General features: G+C 50.8%; 14 protein-coding genes, 2 rRNA genes and 1 riboswitch. All 16 genes read left to right on the top strand.

Going from position 1 to position 16,367, the window contains the following annotated elements; genetic code table 11:
• Positions 1-85, top strand: a 23S ribosomal RNA gene (locus tag KNQ04_RS14105); the annotation flags it as partial.
• 47 nt (positions 86-132) lie between these two features.
• Positions 133-248 (top strand): 5S ribosomal RNA (gene rrf / locus KNQ04_RS14100).
• A gap of 96 nt (positions 249-344) precedes the next feature.
• Entirely contained in the window at positions 345-551 is a 207-nt protein-coding gene (locus KNQ04_RS14095) for an NETI motif-containing protein (protein WP_214851535.1), read from the top strand.
• Between the two features lie 224 nt (positions 552-775).
• Positions 776-877: riboswitch (purine riboswitch) on the top strand.
• A gap of 91 nt (positions 878-968) precedes the next feature.
• Positions 969-1,460, top strand: coding sequence for a 5-(carboxyamino)imidazole ribonucleotide mutase (purE, locus tag KNQ04_RS14090; protein ID WP_214851533.1), 492 nt, complete (start codon positions 969-971; stop codon positions 1,458-1,460).
• On the top strand, positions 1,457-2,560 hold the full coding sequence (gene purK / locus KNQ04_RS14085; RefSeq protein ID WP_214851531.1) for a 5-(carboxyamino)imidazole ribonucleotide synthase: 1,104 nt from the start codon (positions 1,457-1,459) through the stop codon (positions 2,558-2,560). The genes purE and purK overlap by 4 nt, the downstream gene beginning before the upstream one ends.
• Entirely contained in the window at positions 2,557-3,852 is a 1,296-nt protein-coding gene (gene purB, locus KNQ04_RS14080) for an adenylosuccinate lyase (RefSeq protein WP_214851530.1), read from the top strand. Before purK ends, purB begins: the two co-directional genes overlap by 4 nt.
• Positions 3,853-3,911: 59 nt before the next feature.
• Positions 3,912-4,619 (top strand): phosphoribosylaminoimidazolesuccinocarboxamide synthase, encoded by a 708-nt coding sequence (gene purC, locus KNQ04_RS14075; RefSeq protein WP_214851529.1) that lies wholly within the window; start codon positions 3,912-3,914, stop codon positions 4,617-4,619.
• Positions 4,616-4,864, top strand: coding sequence for a phosphoribosylformylglycinamidine synthase subunit PurS (gene purS, locus KNQ04_RS14070; protein ID WP_159172781.1), 249 nt, complete (start codon positions 4,616-4,618; stop codon positions 4,862-4,864). The genes purC and purS overlap by 4 nt, the downstream gene beginning before the upstream one ends.
• Positions 4,861-5,544 carry a phosphoribosylformylglycinamidine synthase subunit PurQ gene (gene purQ, locus KNQ04_RS14065; protein WP_159172780.1) on the top strand — a complete coding sequence of 228 codons (684 nt, stop codon included), beginning with the start codon at positions 4,861-4,863 and terminating at the stop codon, positions 5,542-5,544. Before purS ends, purQ begins: the two co-directional genes overlap by 4 nt.
• Positions 5,525-7,744 (top strand): phosphoribosylformylglycinamidine synthase subunit PurL, encoded by a 2,220-nt coding sequence (gene purL, locus KNQ04_RS14060; RefSeq protein WP_214851528.1) that lies wholly within the window; start codon positions 5,525-5,527, stop codon positions 7,742-7,744. The genes purQ and purL overlap by 20 nt, the downstream gene beginning before the upstream one ends.
• Positions 7,720-9,129, top strand: coding sequence for an amidophosphoribosyltransferase (purF, locus tag KNQ04_RS14055; protein ID WP_214851527.1), 1,410 nt, complete (start codon positions 7,720-7,722; stop codon positions 9,127-9,129). Before purL ends, purF begins: the two co-directional genes overlap by 25 nt.
• Positions 9,130-9,148: 19 nt before the next feature.
• Positions 9,149-10,183 (top strand): phosphoribosylformylglycinamidine cyclo-ligase, encoded by a 1,035-nt coding sequence (gene purM / locus KNQ04_RS14050; protein WP_214851526.1) that lies wholly within the window; start codon positions 9,149-9,151, stop codon positions 10,181-10,183.
• The gene (gene purN, locus KNQ04_RS14045) at positions 10,180-10,755 is read left to right on the top strand and encodes a phosphoribosylglycinamide formyltransferase (RefSeq protein ID WP_214851525.1); all 576 of its coding nucleotides are present in this window, start codon (positions 10,180-10,182) and stop codon (positions 10,753-10,755) included. Before purM ends, purN begins: the two co-directional genes overlap by 4 nt.
• A complete protein-coding gene (purH, locus tag KNQ04_RS14040) occupies positions 10,752-12,272 on the top strand; it encodes a bifunctional phosphoribosylaminoimidazolecarboxamide formyltransferase/IMP cyclohydrolase (RefSeq protein WP_214851524.1) in 1,521 nt (506 codons plus the stop codon). Before purN ends, purH begins: the two co-directional genes overlap by 4 nt.
• 15 nt (positions 12,273-12,287) lie before the next feature.
• Positions 12,288-13,541: a phosphoribosylamine--glycine ligase gene (gene purD, locus KNQ04_RS14035; protein ID WP_214851523.1), complete on the top strand. Its 1,254-nt coding sequence runs from the start codon at positions 12,288-12,290 to the stop codon at positions 13,539-13,541.
• Positions 13,542-14,601: 1,060 nt separating this feature from the next.
• Positions 14,602-16,341: an adenine deaminase C-terminal domain-containing protein gene (locus tag KNQ04_RS14030; protein ID WP_214851522.1), complete on the top strand. Its 1,740-nt coding sequence runs from the start codon at positions 14,602-14,604 to the stop codon at positions 16,339-16,341.
• The last annotated feature ends 26 nt before the right edge of the window (positions 16,342-16,367 follow it).

The raw sequence follows: 16,367 nt of genomic DNA, 5'->3' as shown, positions 1-16,367 counted from the left end.
AGAGACGATGAGGTAGATAGGTCACGGGTGGAAGCATGGTGACATGCGGAGCTGAGTGATACTAATCGGTCGAGGCCTTGTTCTAGCAGATGATTGTTGATGACTTCAGTTTTGAGGGCGCGAGCCCTGTCGTCTGGTGACGATAGCCAAGTGGTCACACCCGTTCCCATGCCGAACACGGAAGTTAAGCACTTGAACGCCGAAAGTAGTTGGGGGCTTCCCCCTGTGAGGATAGGACGTTGCCAGGCAAACGGTGGTTCTGGAGCATACGCTCAAGGGCCGCCGCTTTTTTATGGACTTTTTTTGGTTTTTTATACATATAATAAGGAAGGAATGTGATACTCATGGCAAAAAAACAAAAAATGCGCGTTGCCGTAGAAGAAAATGAAACGATCAGTGAGTGTATTGATCGGATTGATGCCATGGGTTATCGTCCGACCGTTCGACGGGAAGAACCGATTTTTGGACTTGATGCCAACGGAGAACCGTATCCGATTCGTCAACAAATCATCTTTGACTGTAAGCCGAAACTCGAATCTGAGAATACATGAACCGAACTATTTTCTCACCAAGACCATCCTTTCTTTTATGAGAGGGTGGTCTTTTTTAGTAGTTTTTCTTTCTGTCAGGTTGGCAGCTGTTTAAATTTCCGAATGGAAAATCAATTAAAAGCGAGATATTAAGTATAAAACCGAACGATGAATTTTCAGATAATTAAATTGTTCGCCTTTGGTTGACGAATGCTTCCTTGTCTTGTTAAGATGAAGGCGTGATAGGAAGATTGAATATAACACCTCGTATAATAGCAGGGATATGGCTTGCAAGTTTCTACCCGACGACCCTAAATCGTTGGACTATGGGGTATATGGATGTTCGTCGATTGTTCTTTGGCGTACCTTTTTATACCCTAAGCCACCCTTTTAGTCGTGGTTTGGGCTTTTTTTATGCAAAAAGAGGAGGAGACAAAGATGAGTAATGTGGAAATCGGCGTCATTATGGGAAGCCAGTCTGACTGGTCAACAATGAAAGCGACATGTGATGTACTCGATCAGCTGAACATTCCGTACGAAAAGAAAGTGGTCTCGGCCCACCGGACACCGGACTTGATGTTCCGTTACGCAGAAACAGCACGTGAGCGGGGGCTGAAGGTCATCATTGCAGGAGCAGGTGGGGCAGCCCACTTGCCAGGAATGGTGGCAGCGAAGACAACACTCCCTGTCATCGGGGTTCCGATTAAAAGCAAAGCTCTTCAAGGCATCGACTCTTTACTCTCAATCGTCCAGATGCCGGGCGGCGTTCCCGTTGCTACGGTTGCGATCGGTGAGGCGGGTGCAAAGAACGCCGGGTTACTGGCAGCACAAATTCTTGGAACAGTGGACGAGCGGGTTGCGCGAGCGCTCGACCATATGCGTGTCGAACTAGAAGGACAAGTCATCGCTTCCGAGGTGCATCTGACATGAAGAAGATTGGCATCTTAGGTGGCGGTCAGCTCGGACGGATGATGGCATTATCGGCACGCGAAATGGGATATGAACTCCTGACACTGGATCCGACAGAAAATGCACCGTGTGCGCAAATCACGGACCATCAAATCGTCGCAGACTTCACGGACGTCGAAGCAGCAAAGCGTCTAGCGCGAGAATCGGATGTCGTCACGTACGAATTCGAGAACATCTCGCACGAAGTCGCGATGGCAATCGGTGATAAGTTGGTCCACGGGACAGAGTTGTTGTTTCAGACGCAACACCGGATCCGGGAAAAAGAGATGATTGAACGACATGGTTATCAGGTTGCACCGTATCATGCTGTTCATACCGTTGCAGACTTGAAAGAAGCAGGCGAACGGTTGGGATTACCTTTCGTCCTGAAGACGGCTCGCTTCGGTTATGACGGAAAAGGGCAGACCGTCATCCGGTCGGCAGCTGATTTAACGAATGCCATTGAAACGTTTGAACCGACCGAATACGTCGCTGAAAAATGGTTGCCGTTTGATCAAGAAATTTCCGTCATCGTCACACGGAGCGAACGGGAAACGCATGTCTTTCCAGTCAGCGAAAACATTCACCGGGACAACATTCTCCATTTGTCGATCGTTCCGGCCCGCATTTCAAGTGAGCTGTCACAACAGGCAATTGATTTGGCAACGAACATAGCTGAAGCAGTCGGCTTGATTGGGACGCTCGCCATCGAACTCTTTGTTGTCGGTTCAGAAATCATCGTCAATGAATTGGCACCGCGCCCACATAACTCGGGGCACTATTCCATCGACGCGTGTGAGACGTCACAGTTCGAACAGCACATCCGTGCCATCTGTGGACTCCCGCTCGGTGATACCCGCCTGACGACGCCGGTCGTCATGGCGAACATCCTAGGTCAACATGTCACAGCATTATCCGAGGAACAACATACATTATCGGCACGGACGAAAGTCCACTTATATGGAAAGCAGGAAGCAAAGACAGGACGGAAGATGGGGCATTTGAACATCTTAGCGGATTCAGTCGAAGAAGCCTTAGCCGAAGTCGAGCGCCTGCAAATCTGGAAGGAGACGGTTAGATGATCGAACGGTATACACGACCTGAGATGAAAGCGATTTGGACAGAACAGAATAAATTTGAGGCTTGGTTGAAAGTCGAAATCTTAGCCTGTGAAGCGTGGAGTGAGCTTGGTGTCATTCCAAAAGAAGATGTGAAACTCCTTTGGGACAATGCCTCGTTTGATGTGAACCGCATCAATGAAATCGAACAAGAGACACGCCATGACGTCATCGCCTTTACACGCGCTGTATCGGAGACGCTTGGTGAAGAACGTAAATGGGTCCATTACGGACTGACGTCAACGGACGTCGTCGATACGGCACTCTCGTATCTCTTGAAGCAAGCAAACGATATTCTCGCAGCGGATCTTGACCGTTTCATCGAAATTTTGAAAGTCAAAGCGAACGAACATAAATACACGGTCATGATGGGACGGACACACGGTGTTCACGCCGAACCGACGACGTTCGGTCTGAAGCTTGCCCTCTGGTACGAAGAGATGAAACGGAACAAAGTCCGCTTCGACGCTGCACGTGAGACCGTCGAATACGGAAAAATGTCAGGTGCGGTCGGAACGTTTGCGAACATCGACCCGTTCATCGAAAAATATGTCTGTGAGAAGCTTGGCACGAAACCGGCTCCGGTCTCGACGCAAACCCTGCAGCGTGATCGTCATGCCCATTACATGTCGACCATCGCGTTAATCGCAACATCGATTGAGAAGATGGCGACGGAAATTCGTGGTCTTCAAAAAACCGAAACACGGGAAGTCGAAGAATTCTTCGCGAAAGGTCAAAAAGGATCATCCGCGATGCCACATAAACGTAACCCGATCGGTTCAGAAAACATGACAGGGCTTGCCCGGGTCATTCGTGGACACATGGTGACGGCTTACGAAAACGTCTCGCTTTGGCACGAACGGGACATTTCCCATTCGTCTGCGGAGCGGATCATTCTGCCGGACGCAACCGGCTTACTCAACTACATGTTGAACCGGTTCGGTAACATCGTCAAAAACTTGACGGTCTTCCCGGAAAACATGAAACGCAACATGGACCGGACATTTGGTGTCATCTTCTCCGGACACGTCTTACTCGCTTTGATTGAAAAAGGCTGGTCGCGTGAAGTCGCGTACGACTTCGTCCAACCACGGGCGATGCAAGCATGGGAAGAACAAATCATGTTCCGTGACTTGTTATGGCAGGAACAAGAGATTCAACAACTCTTTATAGAAGCAGAACTCGATGCTTGTTTTGATCCGACGTATCATACGAGCCGGGTCGATGAAATTTTTGAACGGTGTGGCTTGAACTAATCAACCTGAGACGGGGCATTGTCCCCGTCTACATCTTAGGATCTTGGGGGACGAAAGCAATGCAACCACTTTATGAAGGTAAGGCTAAACGATTATACACGACGCAGGAGCAGGACGTGCTCCGCATCGTCTACAAGGACGAAGCGACAGCATTTAATGGAGAGAAAAAAGCAGAATTCGCAGGTAAAGGTGAACTGAACAACCGCTTGACGAGTCACTTCTTTGAAGTACTTGAAGCGGCCGATATTCCGACCCATTTCATTGAACGCATTTCCGAGCGCGAACAGCTCGTACGCCGTGTCACCATCATTCCACTCGAAGTCGTCGTCCGCAATGTCGTCGCCGGAAGCCTCAGCAAACGGCTTGGGATCGAAGAAGGAACGGTGCTCGAAACACCAATCGTTGAGTTTTATTATAAAGATGATAGCTTAGGCGATCCGCTCGTCACCCGTGCACACATCAATTTACTGAAGATTTCGACTACGGAAGAGCTCGATTTACTTGAACAAGAAGCGAACCGCGTCAATGCCGTCTTACGTCCGTATTTTGACGAAAAGGGAATCACGCTCGTCGATTTCAAACTCGAATACGGCAAAACACCGACCGGCGAGATTCTGCTGGCTGACGAAATTTCACCGGACACATGCCGTCTGTGGGATAAAGAAACGGGAGATCACCTCGATAAAGATGTCTTCCGTCGCAACATCGGGTCACTCATCGACACGTACCAAACACTATTCAATCGCCTAGGGGGAAACACACAATGAAAAAAGTCATCGTATCGATCGCATTACGGGAAAGCATTTTAGATCCACAAGGAGTCGCTGTCAAAGGTGGTCTTGCGCAACTCGGTTTTACGGGTGTCGAAGAAGTCCGGATCGGAAAACGAATCGAACTGCTCGTCTCGGATGAAACGACGGACACGATGATTCATGACATGTGCCAAAAGCTCCTCGTCAACACGGTGATGGAAGACTATCGTTTTGAAGTAGAAGAGGTGACGACGGCATGAAGTTCGCGGTCATCGTCTTTCCAGGATCGAACTGTGATTTAGATATGTACCACGCCGTTAAGGATGCACTCGGTGAGGAAGCGGACTATGTCTTCCATACCGAAACGTCACTTGAAGGATACGATGGTGTCCTGCTTCCGGGCGGTTTCTCATACGGAGACTATCTCCGCTGCGGCGCAATCGCCCAGTTTTCACCAATCATGGAGGAAGTGAAACGATTTGCAGCAGAAGGGAAAACCGTTCTTGGTGTCTGTAACGGCTTCCAAATCCTTGTCGAAGCGGGTCTCCTCCCGGGCGTCTTACACCGCAATACCGGACTGAAGTTCATGTGCCGGACGGTCGAACTGAAGGTCGAAAATTCCAAAACACGTTTCACGTCAGATTACGCACCAGGCGAAACGATTTCGATTCCAATCGCTCATGGCGAAGGAAACTACTACTGTGACGACGCAACGTATGCGATGTTGCAGACGAATCAACAGATTGCCTTCACGTACGTCGACAATCCGAACGGATCACGCGGCGATATCGCAGGGATTACGAATAAAGCAGGAAATGTGCTCGGGATGATGCCACACCCGGAGCGTGCTGTCGAAATGCTGACAGGCGGAACAGATGGACTTAAGTTATTCACTTCACTCGTCAAACAGGGGGCCCACCATGTTAAAACAACAGTCTGAACCAACGATTGAGCAAATTCAGGAGCAACGGATTTATGCGACGATGGGACTTAGCGATGCCGAGTACCAGATGGTCGTCGACTTACTCGGTCGTCAACCGAATTACACGGAAACAGGACTCTTCTCCGTCATGTGGTCAGAACACTGTTCGTACAAAACATCAAAACCGGTCTTACGTCAGTTTCCGACGACCGGTCCCCGCGTCTTGCAAGGACCAGGTGAAGGCGCAGGTGTCGTCGATATCGGTGATAATCAAGCGGTCGTCTTTAAGATTGAAAGTCATAATCACCCATCAGCCGTCGAACCGTACCAAGGGGCAGCAACGGGTGTCGGTGGGATCATCCGTGACATCTTCTCGATGGGAGCCCGTCCCGTCGCGTTGATGAACTCGCTTCGTTTCGGACATCTCGGGACACCACGCGTCAATCAGTTGTTTGAACAGGTCGTCGCCGGGATTGCCGGATACGGCAACTGCGTCGGGATTCCGACGATTGGCGGAGAAGTCGGTTTCGACCATTCGTATGAAGGAAACCCGCTCGTCAATGCGATGTGCATCGGCTTGATCAACCACGAAGATATTCAAAAAGGTCTTGCGAAAGGTGCAGGGAACTCGGTCATGTACGTCGGTGCGGCAACCGGGCGTGACGGCATCCATGGTGCGACCTTCGCTTCAGAGGATCTCGGTGAGGATACGGAAGCAAAACGTCCGGCCGTTCAAGTCGGTGACCCCTTCATGGAGAAGTTATTGATTGAAGCCTGTCTCGAAATCGTCGGCCATCCGGCACTCGTCGGGATGCAGGACATGGGCGCAGCCGGATTGACCTCGTCGTCAGCCGAGATGGCGTCGAAAGCCGGTATGGGGATTGAAATGCACCTTGATGATGTCCCGCAACGTGAAACAGGCATGACCGCTTACGAAATGATGTTATCGGAGTCGCAGGAACGGATGTTGCTCGTCGTCGAGCGCGGACGGGAAGCAGAAATCGAAGCGATCGTTAGCAAATGGGGCTTACATGCCGTTCATGTCGGCGAAGTCATCGAAGAAAAAGTCCTTCGCCTTATCCAGCACGGAACAATCGTCGCGGAAGTACCGGTCGATGCCCTTGCGGAAGAAGCACCGGTCTATCAAAAGCCATCGCGCGTTCCGGCTTATTATGAAGAGTTCCAAGCAATGGAAGAGACGTTGCCGGTCGTCGAGGATGTCGTCGAAACATGGCGTGCCTTACTCAAGCAACCGACGATCGCGTCAAAACGTTGGGTCTACGATCAGTACGATCATATGGTTCAAACGTCAACCGTCGTTGCACCGGGTTCCGATGCAGCCGTCATCCGTGTCCGTGGCACGAACAAAGCGCTCGCGATGACGACAGACTGTAACAGTCGTTTCGTTTACCTCGATCCGTTCGTCGGTGGTCAAATCGCCGTCGCCGAAGCCGCGCGCAACATCGTCGCTAGCGGTGCAACACCACTCGCGATCACGGATTGCCTCAATTTCGGGAATCCGGATAAACCGGAAGGCTTCTGGCAACTCGAACAAGCGACCGCCGGAATGGCTGAAGCCTGTCGTGTGCTCGAGACACCGGTCATCGGTGGAAACGTTTCGCTCTACAACGAATCAGCCGGTAAAGCCGTCCACCCGACGCCGGTCGTCGGAATGGTCGGGTTACATGATCAGACCGACTGGATCACGACACAACACGTCAAACAAGCAGGTGACGCCGTCTACGTGCTCGGTGAGACGTTACCAGAGTTCGGCGGCAGTGAACTCCAATACATGCAATTCGAAAAATCATTCGGGAAAGCACCACGCATCGATTTGAACGTCGAACAAACCCGTTTACGTGCCTTACAATCTGCCGTTCAGGCAGGGCTCATCACAGCCATCCATGATGTCGCGGAAGGTGGACTCGCTGTCGCCTTGGCCGAAATGACATTCGGAACGACGCTCGGTCTCGACGTGACGTTTGCAGGACCGGCGTTACATCTCTTCAGTGAATCACAATCCCGGTTCGTCGTATCGGTGAAACCGGAGCACGAAGCAGCCTTCGTCGAACAGACAGGTGCTGAAAAACTGGGTCACGTCACTACAGACGATTTGATTCGAATCCAGACGACGGACACACTCATCGAAGCAACACGTTCAACACTGCAAGCCGACTGGGAAGGGGCGATCGCGTGTTATATGACATCAAAGGACTAAATGAAGAGTGCGGCGTATTCGGGATTTTTGGACAACCGGAAGCGGCACAACTTGCGTATTATGGTCTCCACAGCCTGCAACACCGGGGGCAGGAGGGGGCAGGGATCGTCGCAAGCGACGGGAACCTGCTTCTCCCGCACCGGGGACAAGGACTTGTAACAGAGGTTTTTTCGCAAAAGACGCTCGATTCGTTAGCCGGACATCATGCGATCGGACACGTCCGCTATTCGACGGCGGGCGGCAACACGCTTGAGAATACACAACCGCTTCACTTCAAATCACGGACGGGTGACTTGGCACTTGCTCATAACGGGAATCTCGTCAATGCCGATTCGTTAAAACATTTACTTGAGGCGGAAGGGGCGATTTTCCAAACGACGAGTGATACGGAAGTCGTCGCCCACCTCGTCAAACGGAGTAAATTACCGACGCTTGAAGACCGGATTGCCGATAGTCTGGCGCGGCTTGTCGGGGCATTCGCCTTTCTTTTCTTGACGGAAGATACATTGTACGTCGCCGTCGATCCACACGGTCTGCGCCCGTTATCACTCGGGAAAACACCGGATGGTGGCATCGTCTTTTCATCTGAAACGTGTGCCTTTGATATCGTTGGGGCCGAATTCATTCGTGACATCGAGCCAGGGGAGCTCGTGACGATCACGACGTCCGGTATGTCATCACGCCAATATATGGAACCGCATGAGCGGGCGATGTGTTCGATGGAATACATCTACTTTTCCCGTCCCGATTCGATGATTGATGGGGTCAATGTCCACACGGCACGAAAAGCACTTGGGAAAAAAATGTTTGAAGAAGCACCGGTCGAAGCTGATGTCGTCACCGGTGTTCCGGACTCAAGTATCTCTGCTGCGATTGGTTACGCGGAAGCGAGTGGCATCCCGTATGAAATGGGATTGATTAAAAACCGTTATGTCGGACGGACGTTCATCCAGCCGTCGCAAGAATTACGGGAGCGCGGCGTCAAAATGAAACTGTCGGCACTGCGTGGTGTCGTCAACGGCAAGCGGGTCATCATGGTTGATGATTCGATCGTGCGCGGAACGACAAGCCGCCGGATCGTCGGACTGTTACGGGAAGCGGGAGCGACCGAAGTCCACGTCCGCATCACGGCGCCACCGATTACGAATCCGTGTTATTACGGCATCGATACGTCGTCAAAAGACGAATTGATTTCCGCCCGCTTGACTCCAAGTGAGATTTGCCAAGAAATCGGTGCGGACTCACTTGAGTTTCTAACAGTCAACGGAATGGTCAATGCGATTGACCGTCCGTTCGATGGTCCATTGAAAGGGCAATGTACGGCCTGCTTCACAGGCGAATATCCGACACCAATCGGTGCACTTGAACTAGAAGCCAAACTTTGAATAGATGGGGGAACAAAGCATGAGTAAACAATACGAAGCAGCAGGTGTTAGCCTGACCGCAGGGTACGAATCCGTATCCCGGATGAAAAAACACGTCGCCCGTTCGATGCGGAAGGAAGTCATGACGGGACTCGGAAGTTTCGGTGCAATGTTCGACCTAAGTCAATTGAATTTAAAAGAACCGGTGCTCGTCAGCGGGACAGATGGTGTCGGAACGAAGTTAAAACTTGCCTTCGCCCTCGACCAGCACGATACGATCGGGATTGATTGTGTCGCGATGTGTGTCAACGACATCATCGTCCAGGGTGCAGAACCGCTCTATTTCCTCGACTACATTGCGCTCGGCAAAGCCATTCCGTCGAAAATCGAGCGGATTGTCGCCGGTGTCGCCGAAGGCTGTGTCCAGTCCGGCTGTACATTGATTGGTGGCGAGACGGCAGAGATGCCAGGGATGTATGCAGACGGTGAGTATGATATTGCCGGCTTTGCCGTCGGTGCCGTCGAAAAACAAAAATTGATCACAGGAGAACACGTTCAACCGGGAGATGTCATTCTTGGTCTCGCTTCATCCGGTGTCCATTCAAACGGCTTCTCGCTCGTTCGGAAAATCGTTGAAGAGAGTGGTCTTCGCTATGAAGATGAATTAATGATGCTTGGTAACACGATTGGTAATGCCTTGTTGATGCCGACCCGGATTTACGTCGAAGCCGTCAAAGCAGCGCTCGAGACAGAAAAGATTGAAGCGATGGTCCATATCACGGGTGGCGGTTTTTACGAAAACGTTCCACGTGTCCTCCCGGAAGGTTGCGGGGCGACGTTTGATCCGAAAAAATGGCCGACGTTACCGGTCTTCGATTGGCTCGAACAAGCAGGAAACATTCCACGTGACGAGATGTATAATGTCTTCAACATGGGAATCGGATATATGTTAATCGTCAAACCGGAACACGTCGCCGAAGTGACGGCACGCCTGGCACGGGAAAACGAGACGGTCTTTACGATTGGGACGGTGACCGACCAAGACGGGATTCGCATCAAAGGAGTCGACCAATGAAACTTGCCTGTTTTGCTTCCGGAAGCGGGAGTAATGTTGAAGCGTTATTTGAAGCGATTGAGGAAGGACGTTTACAGGCGACGATTGAACTTGTCGTCTGCGATCAAAAAGATGCCCAAGTCATCGAGCGGGCACGAAAACGCGGCTGTGATGTGTTCGTTTTTACAGCCAAAGACTATCCCGATAAACCGTCTTTTGAACGCGATATCGTCGCGGAGCTTGAGAAACGTCAAATTGAACGGATCATCTTAGCCGGCTACATGCGTCTCATCGGGAACGTCCTTCTCGCACAGTATGCCGGACGAATCGTCAACATCCATCCGTCGCTGCTCCCGGCCTTTCCAGGGAAAGATGCGATCGGGCAAGCATTTCGTGGCGGAGTTAAAATCACAGGTGTTACAATTCATATAGTCGATGAAGGCATGGACACGGGACCAATCATGGCACAGGAAGCGGTCCGCATCACAGAAGATATGACACGTGAATCGTTACAGAAAGCGATTCAGCAAGTAGAGCACAGGTTGTATCCGCAAGTCATCGAAGAGTGGATGAAAGAGGGGGCAAACGTATGAGAGCGTTAATTAGTGTATCGGATAAAACAGGAATCGTAGAACTAGGACAAGCTTTTCACGAGGCAGGGATTGAACTTGTATCGACAGGAGGGACCCACCAAGCACTCGAAGCAGCCGGACTTCCGGTCATCGGTATCAGCGAAGTCACACAATTCCCGGAGATGCTTGACGGTCGCGTGAAGACCTTACACCCGATGGTCCATGGTGGATTACTGGGACGTCGCGATTTAGAGACGCACCGCGAACAAATGGCGGAGCAACACATCGAACCGATTGATTTTGTTGTCGTTAATCTGTATCCATTTAAGGAGACGGTCATGAAAGAGGACGTTCCGTATGCGGATGCGATTGAGAACATCGACATCGGTGGACCGAGCATGATTCGCTCGGCTGCGAAAAACCACGCAGCCGTGACAGTCATCGTCGACCCAGCCGATTACAGCGAAATCATCGATGAAATCAAGATGGGTGGAACGACGTTTGAAACACGTCAAAAACTAGCAGCGAAAGCCTTCCGTCATACGGCAGCCTATGATGCCTTGATTGCGGATTACTTCTTGACGCAAACGGGAGAAAAATTCCCGGATCAATTAACGATCACGCTCGAGAAGGTACAAGACTTACGCTATGGCGAAAACCCGCATCAAGAAGCGGCGTTTTACAAAACACCGATCTATCGTGGGGCGTCTCTTGCATCAGCGAACCAACTGCATGGGAAAGAATTGTCATACAACAATATTCAAGATGCCAATGCAGCGCTTGAAATCCTCGATGAGTTCCGTGAAGCGGCAGCAGTCGTCGTCAAACACATGAATCCGTGTGGCGTCGCCGTCGGTCCAACGATTGACGAAGCTTTCCGCCGGGCCCATGCAGCAGATCCGGTCTCAATCTTTGGTGGCATCGTCGCCTTGAACCGGGAAGTCGATCTCGCGACAGCGGAGCAGCTCAGTGGTATCTTCCTTGAAATCATCATCGCCCCATCGTTTACGACAGAAGCGTTCGAGCTGTTGGCAGCGAAGAAAAACCTTCGTTTGCTTGAGCTGGATGTCAAACGTGTCCAAGCGATTCGCTATACAGCCGTCGCCGGCGGTATGCTCGTCCAAGATAGTGACGATGAGACGCTAGATGATGCAGCAGCACGTGTCGTCACGGATCGTAAACCGACAGCAGCTGAATGGGAAGATTTGAAACTCGCATGGCGCGCCGTCAAACACGTCAAGTCAAACGCGATCGTGTTGGCGAAAGATGAAGTGACGGTCGGCGTCGGTGCAGGACAGATGAACCGTGTCGGATCGGCGAACATCGCCATCACACAAGCAGGTGACAAAGCGAAGGGGGCATCCCTTGCGTCAGACGCTTTCTTCCCGATGCGTGATACGGTCGAAGCCGCGGCAGCAGCCGGGATTACGGCAATCATTCAACCGGGTGGTTCGATTCGTGATCAAGAATCCATCGATGCGTGTAATGAACACGGCGTCACGATGATCTTTACGAATGTCCGTCATTTCAAACACTGAGTGGAGGCGACTTGCATGAAGGTATTAGTAATCGGAAAAGGCGGGCGTGAACACGCGCTCGTCTGGAAGCTAGCACAAGATGAACGAGTCAAAACGATTTATGCCGCACCGGGAAATGTCGGGATGACGGAAGCAACATGTGTCCCGATTCGTGAAGATGCCATCAGTGAGCTTGTCCAATTTGCTAAAGACGAACAAATTGATTGGACGATTGTCGGACCAGAGGGCCCACTTGTCCTCGGTGTCGTCAATGCCTTCGAAGCAGCGGGTCTCAAGATTTTTGGTCCTTCGCGTGAAGCGGCAGCACTTGAAGGAAGTAAGCAGTTCGCCAAAGGCTTGATGGAACGGGCAGGGATTCCGACGGCAGCATTCGCTGTCTTTACATCGGCAGAAGAAGCGAAAGCGTATGTCTCCCGTCAAGGGGCACCAATCGTCATCAAAGCAGATGGTCTCGCAGCGGGTAAAGGCGTCACAGTAGCGACGACGCTTGATGAAGCAGTTCGCGCCATTGAAGAAATTTTCAATGGTGACTTCGGTGACCAAAGTAGTGTCGTCATCGAAGAATGTCTCGTTGGAGAAGAGTGTTCCTTGATGGCATTCGTCCATGAAGAGACCGTCATCCCGATGGTCTTGTCGCAAGATCATAAGCGTGCCTTCGACGGTGATACTGGACCGAATACCGGTGGAATGGGTGCCTACAGCCCGTTGCCTCAATTCGATGAAAAAGCCGTCACAGATGAAGCGATGACACGGATCTTACGTCCCCTCGTCGAGCAGATGGCAAGTGAAGGGATTCCCTTTACAGGATTCTTATACGCGGGTCTGATGTTGACGAACCGCGGACCGTCCGTCATCGAGTTTAATGCGCGGTTCGGTGATCCGGAAACAGAAGTCATCTTACCGCGTCTCGAAACACCCTTACTCGATGTCATCATCCCGCTCGTAGCAGGCGAGGAGCCTGAAGTCTTGTGGTCGGATGCAGCGACGGTCGGTGTCGTCATCGCGGCAGACGGCTATCCGGAACGACCGCAGACAGGACAACCGATTGATCTTACGTCAATCGATTCGAATGTCTTAGTCTTTCATGCCGGGACGACAGAACAAGACGATACACTCGTTTCAGCAGGCGGACGTGTCCTCGTTTGTGTCAGTCAAGCTGCGACGATGGAAGCAGCAGTCGCTGATATTTATCAAGGATTAGCTTCGTTTGACCAAACCGGGTTCTTTTACCGGACGGATATTGCGAAAAAGGCGTTTCGGACAACATGAGTTTACATGTAATTGGATGGAAGGAGCCAAGCGATTTCGCTTGGCTCTTTTTTTGAAAGAAGGGGTTTGGCAAAAGGTTCTTCCTTCTGGTGCTTTTTCTTGTAGGAGTCACGAGAAGCGAAAGCTGTGTCGGGATGTCGTTTTTTGAGAGGGTGATTTTGACAAAAGATACTTTCTTCTCGTGCTTTCCTCGGGCGAGGCGCGAGGAGCCGTTGCTCCTTGATTCTACGAACAAGTAGCAGGGTCTCGCCTGCCTCTGACAGCGCGAACCGCGCTTTTCCCCGCAGGAGTCACGAGAAGCGAAACTTTTGTCAGGACGCCGTTTTTTGAATGAAATCTCTTTTTAAACAGCATAGTTTTTTGAGAGGATGTTTTTGACAAAAGATTCTTCCTTCTCGTGCTTTCCTCGGGAGAGGCACGAGCCGTTGCTCCTTGATTCTACGAACAAGTAGCAGGGTCTCGCCTGCCTCTGACAGCGCGAATCGCGCTTTTCCCCGTAGGAGTCACGAGAAGCGAAACTTTTGTCAGGGCGCGACTTCCGACTTGAATCGCTTCTTAGCGAAAAGCAATCAAGAGCGACCCTGCAGCGTAGCGAAGCGGCGCGAAGGATTGCCGCTAGAAGACGATTCGAGGAAGAGAGGAGCGACGGACATGACAAGAATCAGGAATTTGTCTAATTTGCATACGGCCTGAAATGTCGGAAAGCATAAGACGATTCGAGAAGGAGAAGAGCGGCAGACATGATAAGCATCAAGAATTCGTTTGATTCGCACACAGCCTGAAATGCCCGAAAGCATAAGATGATTCGAGGAAGAGATAAATGACTGACATGATAAGCATCAGGTTCGATACAGTCCAACACCGGAAAAAAATGTGAGAAGAGCCGGCGTGCAACCGAAGGAACAAGCGAAAGTCGATTGTCTTCCTTGACGGTTTTGTGTTATTTTGTCGAAATGGGTCTGTTTGAAATGAAATTACCTTGAAACTTTTCCGATAACATTTTAGTATAAGAAGTATAAGAAAGCGTTTTCAGAAGAAAATAAAAGGAGGTCGAGCTTTCGTGAAAAAAAATTGTGGAAGGTCCCCTTGGACAAAAACCGAAGTACGTGGTCACCAAGCGGTCATCAGCGGACAGCTTGCACCTACACTCGTACTTGAAAATGCGACGTACTTAAATCATGGGTTGAAAGCGTGGCGGACAGCGAATATCTGGATTAGCGGCGACCGCATCATTTATGTCGGACCGGACATGCCGGACCAAGCGGACGAGGTTTACGATGCAATAGGGAAATTCATCGTACCAGGATACATTGAGCCGCATGCCCATCCTTTTCAGTTATACAATCCGGCAACGCTTGCGAAGTTTGCTGCGGAACGTGGTACGACGACGCTCGTCAATGATAATATGCTCCTTTTGTTAGAGCCGGTCGAGCAAGCGTTTGCGCAAGTTGAAGCGTTAGCTGATCTTCCGACATCGATGTATTGGTGGGCACGACTCGATGCCCAGACTGAACTTGATGCGGATAGTATCTCGATCGACAACAAGCGGATTCAAGCTTGGCTCAAACACCCCCAAGTCATTCAGGCGGGTGAATTGACGGGATGGCCACGCCTTTCGCAAGGTGATGATGAATTACTCCAGTGGATGCAGGACGCAATGAAGCTCGGAAAACCGATTGAAGGGCATTTCCCGGGGGCATCCGCGAAGACATTGACGAAAATGGCGCTTTACGGTGTGACGAGTGACCACGAAGCAATGACGGTCGAAGAAGCATTGACACGTCTTGAGTTAGGATACACGACGACGATTCGTTACTCATCGATTCGCCCGGACTTGCCGGATATCTTTGCCGGACTCGTCGAAGCGGGACTGCAAAATTATGAGAAGGTTCTCGTGACGACAGATGGTTCGACGCCTTCCTTCTATAAGTCCGGTTTGATGGACGAGACGGTCCGCTTGATGCTCGCTGCGGGAATTCCGGCAGAAGAAGCGTACCGGATTGCCTCGTATAATGCAGCGCGTCACTTTAATCTCGATCATCTGCTTGGAAGTATCGCACCTGGACGGATTGCCCACTTGAACATTTTAGAAGCGATTGATCAACCGACACCGGTCGACGTATTGGCACGCGGCACATGGGTCCGTCGTGACGATATTCCTTGTTATCCGGTCGATGTACTTGACCAAGTGCTTGATTTAATGCAGAAGTCTGAAGTCAGCGTTTCGTTGACGGATCAAGATTTTTCATTCAGCATGCCGGTTGGGTTAGAGATGGTCAATTCCGTCATCATGAAACTGTATCAAGTCGAACATGATACGAGTGTACCGGTGTTACCTGCAGGTTGTGACGAGTCGTTTTTGATGTTGCTTGACCGCCAAGGGAAATGGCGCCTCAATACGGTTTTGAAAAACTTTGCGACAAACGTCGGCGGAATGGTCAGTTCCTATTCAATCAGTGGCGATATCTTGATGATTGGGAAATCGAAGCAGGATATGCAAGTAGCATTTGAACGGATGAAATCATTTGGCGGCGGCATCGTTCTCGTCGAAGACGGGGAAGTGATTGCTGAAATCCCGTTGACGTTGATGGGACAGACTTCTGATTTGCCGCTCGAAGACTTAATCGTCCAGGAGACCGCGTTACGCGAAGCGTTGTTTGCACGGGGCTATCAATTCGAAGATCCAATCTATACATTACTCTTCCTTGCTTCGACACACTTACCGTATGTTCGGATTACACCGCAAGGCATCTATGAAGTCCTTCGGAAAAAAGTTCTTTTCCCGGCGATTTTACGCTGATGCTTGAAATTTAAAACGTCGCGCTT

This window comes from Exiguobacterium sp. s193 (assembly GCF_018618755.1).
Classification (GTDB): Bacteria; Bacillota; Bacilli; order Exiguobacteriales; family Exiguobacteriaceae; genus Exiguobacterium_A.
This window is presented reverse-complemented; position numbering and strand designations above follow the sequence as displayed.